General features: G+C 65.6%; 9 protein-coding genes. 2 read left to right on the top strand and 7 right to left on the bottom strand.

From position 1 onward, the window contains the following. Positions 1-71: 71 nt before the first annotated feature. The 7 genes from arcA to pgi form a co-directional block, all read right to left on the bottom strand. Positions 72-1,328, bottom strand: a complete 1,257-nt coding sequence (gene arcA, locus RBB39_RS04705; RefSeq protein ID WP_045994512.1) for an arginine deiminase — start codon at positions 1,326-1,328, stop codon at positions 72-74. 87 nt (positions 1,329-1,415) lie between these two features. Then, a complete protein-coding gene (gene arcD / locus RBB39_RS04700; protein ID WP_306168858.1) occupies positions 1,416-2,843 on the bottom strand; it encodes an arginine-ornithine antiporter in 1,428 nt (475 codons plus the stop codon). A gap of 402 nt (positions 2,844-3,245) precedes the next feature. Beyond that, entirely contained in the window at positions 3,246-4,469 is a 1,224-nt protein-coding gene (gene serB, locus RBB39_RS04695) for a phosphoserine phosphatase SerB (protein WP_045994514.1), read from the bottom strand. 56 nt (positions 4,470-4,525) lie between these two features. Next, on the bottom strand, positions 4,526-6,781 hold the full coding sequence (gene parC / locus RBB39_RS04690) for a DNA topoisomerase IV subunit A (RefSeq protein ID WP_045994515.1): 2,256 nt from the start codon (positions 6,779-6,781) through the stop codon (positions 4,526-4,528). Positions 6,782-6,869: 88 nt separating this feature from the next. Beyond that, positions 6,870-8,750, bottom strand: coding sequence for a DNA topoisomerase IV subunit B (gene parE, locus RBB39_RS04685; RefSeq protein WP_045994516.1), 1,881 nt, complete (start codon positions 8,748-8,750; stop codon positions 6,870-6,872). A 55-nt stretch (positions 8,751-8,805) separates the two neighbouring features. Then, positions 8,806-9,444 (bottom strand): YqiA/YcfP family alpha/beta fold hydrolase, encoded by a 639-nt coding sequence (locus RBB39_RS04680; RefSeq protein ID WP_108131440.1) that lies wholly within the window; start codon positions 9,442-9,444, stop codon positions 8,806-8,808. A gap of 85 nt (positions 9,445-9,529) precedes the next feature. Continuing rightward, positions 9,530-11,197 (bottom strand): glucose-6-phosphate isomerase, encoded by a 1,668-nt coding sequence (gene pgi / locus RBB39_RS04675; protein ID WP_045994518.1) that lies wholly within the window; start codon positions 11,195-11,197, stop codon positions 9,530-9,532. Positions 11,198-11,324: 127 nt separating this feature from the next. Between pgi and cmoA the strand changes: the two genes are divergently transcribed. Together cmoA and cmoB are read left to right on the top strand one after the other, a co-directional pair. Continuing rightward, positions 11,325-12,062: a carboxy-S-adenosyl-L-methionine synthase CmoA gene (gene cmoA / locus RBB39_RS04670; RefSeq protein ID WP_306168857.1), complete on the top strand. Its 738-nt coding sequence runs from the start codon at positions 11,325-11,327 to the stop codon at positions 12,060-12,062. Beyond that, positions 12,059-13,063 (top strand): tRNA 5-methoxyuridine(34)/uridine 5-oxyacetic acid(34) synthase CmoB, encoded by a 1,005-nt coding sequence (gene cmoB, locus RBB39_RS04665; RefSeq protein WP_306168856.1) that lies wholly within the window; start codon positions 12,059-12,061, stop codon positions 13,061-13,063. The genes cmoA and cmoB overlap by 4 nt, the downstream gene beginning before the upstream one ends. The last annotated feature ends 8 nt before the right edge of the window (positions 13,064-13,071 follow it).

Genomic DNA, 13,071 nt, shown 5'->3' with positions numbered 1-13,071 from the left:
GGTCTCCTTGACGGCCACCTGGGCAGCCGCCTTCACAGTAAGAAAAAGCGAAGTAACGCGTAACGACGTCGTCAGAAGTCGACGGGATCTCGCTGAATCGGACAGGTCATGCAGTGACCGCCGCCCCGTCCACGGCCCAGTTCACTGGCGCTGATGGTGATCACCTCGACCCCGGCCTTGCGCAGCAGGGTGTTGGTGTAGGTGTTGCGGTCATAGCCAACCACCACGCCTGGCTCCAGGGCTACCACATTGTTGCCGTCGTCCCACTGTTCGCGCTCGGCCTCGAAGCTGTCTCCACCGGTCTCCACCACTCGCAGTTTCGGAAGTCCCAGCGCCTCGGCCACCACCTCGATGAAGCTCCCCTTCTCGCGGCGCACGTCGATGCCACTGGGCTTGCTCTCGTCGGGGCGCAGACTGAAGGGAACGATGTCCTTGACCACGTCAGGGAAGACCGTCACCAGGTCGCGATCGCAGAAGCTGAAGACGGTGTCCAGGTGCATGGCGGCACGCGACCGGGGCAGTCCCGCCACGATCACCCGTTCGGCCTCGCCGGCCCGGAACAGGGCGCTCGCTACCTGACCGATGGCCTGGTGCGAGGTGCGCTCGCCCATGCCGATCAATACCACGCCGTTGCCCACCGGCATCACGTCGCCGCCCTCCAGGGTGGCCGAACCGTGGTCCTGGTCGGGATTGCCGTACCACACCTTGAAGTCGGCGCCGGCGAAGCGCGGGTTGAAGCGATAGATCGCCGAGGTCAGCAGCGTTTCCTGGCGGCGGGCCGGCCAGAACATCGGATTGAGCGTCACCCCGCCGTAGATCCAGCAGGTGGTATCCCGGGTGAACAGGGTGTTGGGAAGCGGCGGCAGCACGAAACTGGACTGTCCCAGATAGTCACGGAAGGTCTTGAGGGTCTCGCCTCCGTGGCTCTCGGTAATGTCGGCCCAGGACACCCCGCCGATCAGGAACTCGGCCAGACGCCGTGGCTCCAGTTCACTGAGCCAGGCGCGGACCTCATCGGCAAGGCCAAAGCCGACCAGGTTGGAGGTCACCTTGCGCTCGAGAATCCAGCGCATGGCGTCGCGATTTTCGAGGGTTTCGGTGAGCAGGTTGTGCATCTCGAGCACTTCGATGTCACGCTCGCGCATCTTGGTCACGAAGTCGAAGTGGTCACGCTTGGCCTGGTTGGTCCACAGCACATCATCGAACAGAAGGTCATCACAGTTACTGGGGGTCAGTCGCTGATGAGCAAGCCCTGGCGAGCACACCATGACCTTGCGAAGCTTGCCTACCTCGGAATAGACACCCAATCGTGAAGATCCACTTTTCATTCTGTTTCTCCTTCCCTTTTGCGGGACTGTCACTACCGCATCATCAATGAACCTGACCGCTGTAACATGTTGAACATCGAGGTCTAGCTACAGACTCAACCACCCCTGATAGAGCCCCAGCGTGGCCACCAGCGCCGAGGCGATAGTGACCGCGAAGATAATCTTCTCGATGGGGGTAAAGACCTTTTCATCACGCTCGCTCTTGGCCTTGTAGAAGAACACGGCACTGGGGGCGTAAAGCAGCGCCGACAGCAACAGATAGTCGATACCGCCGGCAAACAGCAGCCAGATCGCGTAGAGGGTAGCCAGGCCGCCGACAAACAGATCCTTGCGGCGTACCTCAGGCTCCTTCTCGTAGGTTTCTCCCTTTACCGCGAGCAACAGGGCGTAGGCCGCCGACCACAGGTAAGGCACCAGGATCATCGAGCTTGCGAGGTAAAGAAGGCTCAGGTAGGTGGACTCGTTGACCAGCGTCAGCAGCAGAAAGAGCTGGATCAGGCCGTTGGAAAGCCACAGGGCGTTGACCGGCACCTTGTTGGCGTTTTCCTTGCTCAACAGTTCAGGCATGGTGCCGTCGCTGGAGGCCGCGTGAAGAATCTCGGCGCACAGAAGTGTCCAGGACAGCAAGGCGCCGAGCAGCGAGATCACCAGGCCCAGGCTGATCAGATGACCGCCCCAGGGGCCGACCACCTGGCTCAGCACCAGCGCCATGGACGGGTTCTTGAGCTCGGCGAGTTCCGGCTGGCTCATGATGCCCATGGACAGCACATTGACCATCACCAACAGCAGAAGCACACCGACAAAGCCGATCACGGTGGCGCGCCCGACATCGCGACGATCGCGAGCCTTGGCGGAATAGATGCTGGCACCCTCGATACCGATAAATACCCAGACGGTGACCAGCATCATGTTGCGAACCTGGTCCATCACGCTGCCAAGATCGGCGTTGCCGGTGCCCCAGAAGTCCATGGTGAAGACGTCCAGATGAAAGCCGATGGCGGCCAGCACGATGAACATGATCAGCGGGACGATCTTGGCGATGGTGGTCACCAAATTGATGAACGCCGCCTGCTGGATGCCCCTGGCCACCAGGAAGTGAACCGCCCACAACAGGATCGATGCACAGCCAATGGCCGCCGGCGTATTACCCTCGCCGAAGATGGGGAAGAAGAAGCCCAGGGTGCTGAACAACAGAACGAAGTAGCTGACATTGCCGAGCCAGGCACTGATCCAGTAGCCCCAGGCGGAAGAGAAGCCAAGATAGTCGCCGAAACCGGCCTTGGCGTAGGCATAGATGCCGGCGTCGAGTTCCGGCTTGCGATTGGCCAACGCCTGGAAGACGAACACCAGTGCCAGCATGCCGACCGCGGTAATTCCCCAGCCGATCAGCACCGCCCCTGGTGCGGCGCTCGCCGCCATATTCTGCGGAAGCGAAAAGATACCGCCCCCGATCATCGAGCCGACGACCAGCGCAAGCAAGGCGCCGAGTCTCAGCTTTCCTGTGTCATTTTCCATGGGAAGGGTTTCCTCGTGGGGACCAAAAGTTTGCCAATTCAGGCTACTCTCTTTTTGGCCCCTTGAGGCTACCGAAACCGCCGTACACACCTCTCTGCTGACTCGTGTCAACTACGCCTTTCGACGTACATAATAACGACCCCGATCAGGTTATATCGCTCCACCACCACTGTTTGATCTCGGCCGCTTGCAACGACCTTTCCCTCGGATTTGCGGTCAGTGGCTCGTCCCGAACGAGGGAACTTTGCTTCGCGGGTGCCTGCAGCGCCATGTCGCTACCAGGTTCGCGACAGCGTCCAGGCTAGCTGGACCGAGTGGGAATGGGAGGCACAAAAAAAGGGAGCCCTGGGCTCCCTTGCAGCATGCGGTGAACATCGCGTCCGAGCGACGATGTCGTCCGGACTAGTCGTGGCCCGGCGTCTGGCAGGACAGATCCGCCTGGCGATAGCCGATCAGATAGAGCACGGCGTCAAGCCCCAGGGTCGAGATGCTCTGACGGGCCTGGGCACGCACCAGCGGCTTGGCCCGAAAGGCGATACCGAGCCCGGCGGCGGCCAGCATCTTGAGATCGTTGGCGCCATCGCCCACGGCGATGGTCTGTTCCATGGCGATCCCCTCGCGCTGGGCGATCTGGTGCAACAACGCGGCCTTGCGATCGGCATCGACGATCGGCTCGCGCACCTCGCCGGTGACCTTGCCGTTCTCGATCACCAGCTCATTGGCATGGATCTCGTCGAAGCCCAGCCGCTGTTGCAGATGGCGGGCGAAGTAGGTGAAGCCGCCGGACAGGATGGCGGTGCGGTAGCCCAGCCGCTTGAGCTGGGCCATCAACTGCTCCACCCCGTCCATCAGCGGCAGCTCTTCGGCGATCTCGGCCAGCACCGACTCGTCCAGGCCCTTCAGCTTGGCCATGCGCTCACGGAAGCTCTGCTGGAAGTCGAGCTCACCGCGCATGGCCCGCTCGGTCACCTCGGCGACCTCGTCGTAGACCCCGTGGCGGCGCGCCAGCTCGTCGATGACCTCGGCCTTGATCAAGGTCGAGTCCATGTCGAAGCACACCAGGCGACGGTGGGTGCGCCAGATGGAGTCTTCCTGCAGGGCGATATCGACCCCGTGGGTCGCACCCAGCGCCAGCGCCTTCTCGCGCAGCGACTCGAGGTCCACGTCCTCGCCGCGCAGCCAGCACTCGACGCAGCTACCCTGGGCCGGTGCCTCGCCGTCCAGCGGCTCGCGCCCGGACAGGCGATGGATCAACTCCACCGTCAACCCGTGCTCGGCGGTCAGCGCCCCCACCTCGGCCAGGATGCCGGCGGGCAGTCGCGGCGCCAGCAGGGTCATGATCAGGCGCGGCTGACTCGCGGTCTCGCTCCAGCGGTGGTACTCCTCGGCGCTGATCTGGATCGCCTGGACGTCCAGGCCCAGCTCATCGCCGGCGCCCGACAGGGCGCCTTCCAGGTCGGCCTCGTGGTCAAGCGCTACCAGCGCCTCCAGCGAGACGATACCGAAGGTCACGCTCTGGTTGATGTCCAGAAGGCGCGCGCCGCTGCGGGCCAGGATCCGCCCCAGGCCGGCCAGCTGGCCAGGGCGGGCCCGGCCGGTGGCGCGCATCAGGATTCGTCGTGTCATGGTGTGTCTTCCTTGGGCACCCGCAGCAACCGGCGGGCGCCGTACCGTCGTAAGGGTTACGCCTCGAGGCGCTCGAGCCGGTCGACCTTCTGCAGCCCGCGTGGCAGCTTGCTGCCTCGCCGTCCGCGATCTCCCCGATAGTAGTCGAGCTCACCGTTCTTGAGCGACAGCTTGCGCTTGCCGGCGTGCACCACCAGGGTATCCCCAGGCGCCAGCACCACCAGGCCGCGCACAAACTCTTCGCGCCGGGCCGCCCGGGCGCCGGGAATATCCAGCATCTTGTTGCCCTTGCCCTTGGACATCTCCGGCAACTGGTCCAGCGGGAACAGCAGCAGTCGGCCTTCGTTGGAGACCGTGGCCACGGTCAATTCCTCGGCCGCCGGCAGCTCCACCGGGGGCAGCACATTGCAGCCCTTGGGCAGGCTCAGCACCGCCTTGCCGGAACGGTTCTTGCCGGTCAGGTCCTCGAGCCGGGCGACGAAGCCGTAGCCGCCGTCGGAGGCCAGCAGGAAGCGGGCGTCCCCCGGTGCCAGCATGACGCCGGCCATGTGCGCGCCGGCCACCACGTTGACCTTGCCGGTGACCGGCTCGCCCTGGCCACGGGCACTTGGCAGCTGGTGGGCCGGCAGGGTATAGGCCCGGCCGGTGTCATCGAGCAGCACCAGCGGCTGGTTGGTCTTGCCTCGCGCGGCCAGATGGAAGGCGTCACCGGCCTTGTAGGACAACCCGGAGGGGTCGATGTCGTGGCCCTTGGCGGCACGAATCCAGCCTTTTTCGGACAGCACCACCGTCACCGGATCGGCACCCACCAGTTCGACCTCGGACAGCGCCCTGGCTTCCTCGCGCTCGACGATCGGCGAGCGGCGCTCGTCGCCGTGCTCCTCGGCGGCCTTGCGCAGCTCCTGCTCGATCAGGTCGGTCATCGCTGCCTCGTTGCCGAGCAGCTCTTCAAGACGCTTGCGCTCCGCCTCGAGCTCGTCCTGCTCGGTGCGGATCTTCATCTCCTCGAGCTTGGCCAGGTGGCGCAGGCGCAGCTCCAGGATCGCCTCGGCCTGACGGTCGGTCAGACCGAAGGCTGCCATCAGCGCGCTCTTGGGCTCATCCTCCTCGCGGATGATGCGGATCACCTCATCGATATTGAGGTAGGCGATCAACAGGCCTTCGAGCAGGTGCAGGCGGTCGTTGACCTTGCCCAGCCGGTGCTCGAGGCGACGGCGCACCGTGGTGCGGCGGAAGTCGAGCCATTCGCCGAGCAGCTCCGGCAGCGGCATCACCCGCGGGCGGCCGTCGAGGCCGATCACGTTGAGATTGACCCGCACGTTCTTCTCGAGGTCGGTGGTGGCGAACAGGTGCGCCATCAGCGACTCGATATCGACCCGATTGGAGCGCGGCTCGATCACCAGACGGGTCGGCTCCTCGTGGGTCGACTCGTCGCGCAGGTCGGCCACCATGGGCAGCTTCTTGGCCTGCATCTGCGCCGCGATCTGCTCCAGCACCTTGGCCCCGCTGACCTGGTAGGGCAGCGCGGTGATCACCACCTGGCCCTCTTCCTGCTCGTAGCGGGCGCGCATCTTGACGCTGCCGCGACCGCTCTCGTAGAGCTTTCGAAGATCCGCGCGCGGGGTGATGATCTCCGCCCGGGTGGGAAAGTCCGGACCAGGCAGGTGCGCCATCAGGTCGGCGGTGGTGACGCCGGGATTGCGCAGCACCTCGCAGGTGGCCTCGACCACCTCGCGCACGTTGTGCGGCGGGATGTCGGTGGCCATGCCCACGGCGATGCCGGTGCCGCCATTGAGCAGCACGTGGGGCAGACGTGCCGGCAGCACCACCGGCTCGTTCATGGTGCCATCGAAGTTGGGCGCCCAGTCCACGGTGCCCTGGCCGAGTTCGCTGAGCAGTACCTCGGCGAACTTTGACAGCCGCGCTTCGGTGTAGCGCATGGCGGCAAAGGACTTGGGATCGTCCGGGCTACCCCAGTTGCCCTGGCCGTCCACCAGCGGATAGCGATAGCTGAACGACTGGGCCATCAGCACCATGGCCTCGTAGCAGGCGCTGTCACCGTGGGGGTGGAACTTGCCGAGCACGTCGCCGACGGTACGCGCCGACTTCTTGTACTTGGCGTTGGCGTTCAACGCCAACTCGCGCATGGCGTAGATGATGCGCCGCTGCACCGGCTTCATGCCGTCGCCGATATGGGGCAGGGCCCGGTCGAGAATGACGTACATCGAATAGTCGAGGTAGGCCTTCTCGGTGTATTCGCGCAGGGACAGTCGCTCGACGTCGCCCTCCGCCACCTCAATGTCCAGAGTCATGATCCCTCGTTCTCAATCCTGGTCGCCTGAACCGACGACGTGAAATCCGGGAGCGTCACTGCGTGCAAGTCACCGCGATGGCGGCCCGTCACACTTCGATATCCGCCAGGTTGCCGTAGTCCTCGAGCCAGCTCTTGCGGTCCGAGGCGCGCTTCTTGGCCAGCAGCATGTCCATCATCTCCATGGTGCCGTCGCCCTCCTCCCGGGTCAGCTGTACCAGCCGCCGGGTCTCTACCGCCATGGTGGTCTCGCGCAGCTGCAGCGGGCTCATCTCGCCAAGGCCCTTGAAGCGCTGCACGTTGGGGGTGCCGCGCTTGCCTTCCAGCTTGCGCAGGATGGCCGCCTTCTCGCTCTCGTCCAAGGCGTAGTAGACCTCCTTGCCAAGGTCGATGCGGTAAAGCGGCGGCATGGCGACGAAGACGTGGCCGGCGTCGACCAGCGACGGAAAGTGGCGCACGAACAGCGCGCACAGAAGGGTGGCGATGTGCAGCCCGTCGGAGTCGGCATCGGCGAGGATGCAGATCTTGTGATAGCGCAGCTTGGACAGGTCGGCACTGGCCGGATCGGCGCCGATGGCCACGGCGATGTCGTGGACCTCCTGGGAGCCGTAGATATCGTGGGAATCGACCTCCCAGGTGTTGAGGATCTTGCCGCGCAGCGGCAGGATCGCCTGGGTCTCGCGGTTGCGCGCCTGCTTGGCGCTGCCCCCGGCGCTGTCACCCTCGACCAGAAACAGCTCGCTCAAGGCAGGGTCCTGGCCACTGCAGTCGGCCAGCTTGCCGGGCAGCGCCGGGCCGGAGGTGACCTTCTTGCGCGCCACCTTCTTCGAGCTCTTCTGGCGCCGCTGGGCGGCGCTGATCACCAGCTCGGCCAGCGCCTCGGCCTGGTCGACGTGGTGGTTGAGCCACAGCGAGAAGGCGTCCTTGACGACGCCGGAGACGAAGCCCGCCACGGTGCGTGACGACAGCCGCTCCTTGGTCTGGCCGGCGAACTGCGGATCGAGCATCTTTACCGACAGCACGTAGGCGACCCGCTCCCACAGGTCCTCGGCGGTCAGCTTGACCCCGCGCGGCAGCAGGCTGCGGTACTCGCAGAATTCCTTGAGTGCCTCGAGCAGCCCCGAGCGCAGGCCGTTGACGTGGGTGCCGCCCTGGGCGGTGGGGATCAGGTTGACGTAGCTTTCCATCAGCGAGTCGCCGCCTTCGGGCAACCACTGAATCGCCCAGTCCACCCCCTGCTCATCGTCGGCGAAGTGACCGACGAAGGGCGAGCTCGGCAGCACCTCGTAGCCGTCGGTGGTCTGGGCCAGATAGTCGCGCAGACCGTCCGCGAACTGCCAGGTGGTGGCGGTGCCGTCGGCTTCCACCAGTTCCACCTTGAGCCCGGGGCAGAGTACCGCCTTGGCCCGCAGCAGGTGCTTGAGCCGCCCTACCGCCAGGTTGGGGCTATCGAAGTAGCTGGTATCCGGCCAGAAGCGCACCAGGGTGCCCTTGGCACGCTTGGCCGCGGTGCCGATGACGTGCAGGTCCTCGACCTTGTCGCCGTGCTCGAAGGCCATGGCGTGGCGCTCGCCGTCGCGCAGGACCTCGACCTCGAGGCGTCGCGACAGGGCGTTGACCACCGACACCCCGACCCCGTGCAGGCCGCCAGAGAAGCGGTAGCTCGACGAGGAGAACTTACCGCCGGCGTGCAGCCGAGTCATGATCAGCTCGATCCCCGACACCCCGTGCTCCGGGTGAACGTCGATGGGCATGCCGCGACCGTTGTCCGTCACCTCGATGCCGCCGTCGTCCCGCAGTACCACGCGGATCTCGTTGGCGTGTTCGGCGAGCGCCTCGTCGACGCTGTTGTCGATGACCTCCTGGACCAGGTGATTCGGGCGGGAGGTGTCGGTGTACATGCCGGGGCGCTTGCGAACGGGCTCCAGCCCGGAAAGCACCTCGATCGAACTGGCACTGTATTGGGTCATGCGTGGTCCATCATCAGGATGACTGGGATCGTCTTTGCGCCGTCGACTGAACGGCTCACTCGGCCGGTACCGGCGCCACTCGCCCGGGCGCCAGGGCGTGACCACCGTGGGCGAACACCGCCGGCAGGTAGTCGGCCAGGGCATTGAAGCCGTGCTCGCCGCCGGGATGCAGGATCGCCTTGGCCCCACGGTAGGCGGCGAAGGCGTCGGCGCTGTCCAGCGTCTCGTCCTCGGTCACCAGCAGCAGCAGATAGCGCCCGGGTGTCACCACCTCCGGCGTCATCTCGGCGATCTGGTCGCGGTGGCCCTGCTCGACCACGAAGCGCTCACCGGTGTAGGCGTTGACGAAGCTCTCGCCGAGCATGGTGTCGACCAGCCTGGCCGGTCGCACCGCCGGATTGACCAGTACCGCCGGCAGCTCATGGCGCTCTGCCAGCACCGTGGCCAGAAAGCCGCCCATGGAGCTGCCCATCAGCATCGGGCTGGGCCCCAGCCGGGGTAACAGCGATTCGGCGAGCCGCAGGGCGTCGGCCGCCTGCGAGGACAGGTCCGGGGTCTCGCAGGGAAGCCCCAGCTCCGCACAGGCGGCCTTGATCAGCCGCGCCTTGGGCGAGGCGCCGGCACTATTGAATCCATGCAGGTAGAGCACGCCGCTCGCTGCGGCAGCACTCGACGCTGTTGATGGGCTCAGCATAACGGAAAACCTGTATAAATGGCCAGTTTTCGACCCTCCCCTGCGCCTGCAGGGGCGCTGTCGCCATCACGCATGCCAACGGCCATCAGTCCCGCGCGGCTTGCCAGGTGGCCTCGATCAGCCCACGGGTGGAGTCATCCATCGCCTCCAGGCCCTGGCGCCCCTCGATGATGTCACGGGTCTCGTTGGCGATCTTCTTGCCCAGTTCAACGCCCCACTGGTCGAAGGGATTGATGCCCCAGATGGTGGCCTGGACGAACACCTTGTGCTCGTAGAGGGCGATCAACGCGCCCAGGGTCTGCGGGGTCAACCGCTCCAGCAGCAGGGTGGTCGAGGGCTGGTTGCCACGATAGCGCTTGTGCTCGGGCCTGGGACCGTCATCGGCGATGGCGTCGTCTCCGAGCATCAATACACGGGACTGGGCGAAGCAGTTGGCCAGCGTCAGCCGGTGCTGGCCCATCAGGTGCTCGCGGGTGGCCGGATCCTCGACGTCATCGTAGCGGGCCAGCGGCGCGATAAAGTCGCACTCCACCGCCTGGGTGCCCTGGTGCAGCAACTGGTAGAAGGCGTGCTGGGCGTTGGGCCCGAGCTGGCCCCACAGCACCGGACAGGTGGAGTAGTCGACGATATCGCCGTCGTTGGTCACCGACTTGCCGTTGGACTCCATCTCGAGCTGTTCGAGGTAGGCAGCGAAGTATTCCAGGCGTCCGTCGTAGGGCAGAATCGAGTGGGCACGGATATCCAGGAAGTTGTTGTTCCAGATACCGGCCAGCGCCAGCAGCACCGGCAGATTGTCCTCGAGCGGCGCCTTCTGGAAGTGCACGTCCATGGCGTGGGCGCCGGCCAGGAAGTCGCGGAAGCCGTCCATGCCGATGACCAGGGCGATGGGCAGGCCGATGCCACCCCACAGCGAGTAGCGCCCGCCGACCCACTCCCAGAACTCGAGCTGGTGGTCGCAGGCGATGCCCCACTCGGCCATCTTGTCCGGGCTTGCCGAGACACCGATAAAGTGCTGGCGCAGCACCAGTTCGCGATCCACGCCCTCCTGGCGCGCCTCGACCAGCCGGGACAGCAGCCAGTCCCGCGCGGTGTTGGCGTTTGACAGGGTATCGATGGTGGTGAAGGACTTCGACGACAGCACGAACAACGTGGTCTCGGGGTCGAAGCGCATCAGGTAGTCGACCAACTGGGAGCCGTCCATGGTCGAGGCGAAGTGGACCTCGACCGGATGGGTATCCGCCGGGCGATAGTCGGCCAGGGCGTGGGTCACCATCAGCGGCCCCAGGTCGGAGCCCCCGACCCCCAGGTTGACCACGTCACGGATCGGCTTGCCGGTGGCGCCGCGCCACTGGCCGGAATGGAAGCGCTCGACCATGGTCGCCATCTTGTCCAGGGTGGCGTGCACCGCCGGCACCAGATCCTCGCCTTCGACCACCAGAGACGCATCCTGCGGCAGACGCAGCGCGGTATGCAGCGCAGGACGGTCCTCACTGACGTTGACCCGCTCACCGGCCAGCAGCCGACGGATGGCGTCGGGCACGCCGGCCTCGTCGGCCAGCGCCAGCAGATCCTCGAGGGTCTGCTGGTCCCAGCGCTGCTTGGACAGGTCGAGTTTCAGCCCCGCAGCCTCGTGGCTGAAGGTGGCAAATCGCCCGGCATCCTCGCGAAACATGTCGCACAGGTGCCGCTTGCCGACTTCCTGTGCCTTCTGCTTCAACGCCTGCCAGGCCGGCGTTTGATCGATCGATGGCATGATTCCTCTCCTTGGGCCCTGTCTGGTGGGCAAAGCTGGGCCGAACGGCGACGGCAAGCCTCATCGTGCAGCCTGACCGCGGGGCGCGTACAATCACTCCCCCCGAGCCCGACAACACTGGCAATCCATGAGTGACGCATCTTACCGTGACGCCATCTTTTCCACACCCCTGGACAAGGTGGCGCGCTTTTCGTTCGACGAGCGGGTCGTCGCCTGCTTCCCCGACATGATTCGCCGATCGGTCCCCGGCTACGGCCAGATCCTCGGCATGCTGGGGGTGATCGCCGAGCGCCACCTGCGCCACGGCGCCCACGTCTATGACCTTGGCTGCTCGCTTGGCGCCGTGGGCCTGGCGCTGGCCGGCCAGCTACCCAAGGACGCCTTCAGCCTGACCGGGGTCGACCTGTCCCCGGCGATGGTCGAGCGCGCCCGCCAGACCTTCGAGCACGAGTGCCCCGACCACGCCATCGAGGTGATCGAAGGCGACATCCGCCAGCTTGACTACCGTCCCAGCGGCATGATCGTGTTGAATTTCACGCTGCAGTTTCTGGCCCCGGAAGACCGCGACTGCGTACTCGAGAAGCTCTACCAGGCGCTGGAGCCCGGCGGTGTACTGATCCTGTCGGAGAAGATCAAGGCCGGTGACGAACAGGACAATGCCTGGCTGGTGGAGCGCTATCACGACTTCAAGCGCGCCAATGGCTACAGCGACCTGGAGATCAGCCAGAAGCGCAACGCGCTGGAGAACGTGCTGGTGCCCGACACCCTGGAGCAGCACCACCAGCGCCTGGCGCGGGTAGGCTTTGCGCGCTCGCTGACCTGGTTTCAGTATCTGAACTTCGCCTCCATGGTGGCCTTCAAATGATTCCCGAGCATCAGCGCGATGTGTACCGCGCCTTTCTCGAGCAATCCTTCCGCCACGCCGGCATGGGCGACTGGCTTGCCCGCCTGCCCGAGCAGTTCGCCCGTGGCCTCGACCGCCAGCGTCACGGCGACCTGCCGGCCTGGGAGAAGGCGGTGGCCAAGCTGCCGGCGCTGCCCGACAAGCGCCAGGTCCAGCTCGATCGCGACGAGGTCACGGTCGAGCTGGAGCTTGATGACAGCCGTCGTCGCCAGAGCGAGAACCTGCTGCGCGCGCTGATGCCATGGCGCAAGGGCCCGTACCGACTGGCAGGCATCGCGATCGATACCGAGTGGCGTTCGGACTGGAAGTGGCAACGGCTGGCGCCGCACCTGTCGCCGCTGCGCGGTCGAAGGGTGCTCGACGTGGGTGGCGGCAACGGCTATCACGCCTGGCGCATGGCCGGCGCCGGTGCCGACCTCGTGCTGGTGATCGATCCCTCACCGCGCTTCTACTGGCAGTTCCAGGCGGTCAAGCACTTCGTCGGCGATGCCGACGGCGGGCGTACCCACTTCCTGCCGGTGGGCATCGACGATGTGCCCCAGGGCCTGGGCTTCTTCGACAGCGTGTTCTCCATGGGCGTGCTCTACCACCGCCCTTCCCCCCTCGACCACCTGATGCAGCTACGCGACGCCCTGCGTCGGGGCGGCGAACTGGTACTCGAGACGCTGGTGGTGGAAGGCGACGAGACCCGGGTGCTGGTGCCGGGCGATCGCTACGCGGCGATGCCCAATGTCTACTTCCTGCCGTCGTCGCGCGCCCTGGTGGGCTGGCTCGAGAAGGTCGGCTTTTGCGACGTTCGGGTGGTGGATGAAGCCCCCACCAGCCTGGAGGAGCAGCGCTCCACCGACTGGATGACCTTTCAGTCGCTGGGTGACTTCCTGGACCCTGAGCGCCCCCACCTGACCCGCGAGGGACACCCGGCACCGCGTCGGGCCGTAGTGATCGCGACGCGCCCAGCCTGATCCCGCGC

Source organism: Halomonas sp. MMSF_3323, assembly GCF_030733595.1.
Lineage (GTDB): Bacteria > Pseudomonadota > Gammaproteobacteria > Pseudomonadales > Halomonadaceae > Halomonas > Halomonas litopenaei.
Note: the sequence above shows the minus strand (reverse complement) of the source record. Positions and strands in the feature narration are given on the sequence as shown.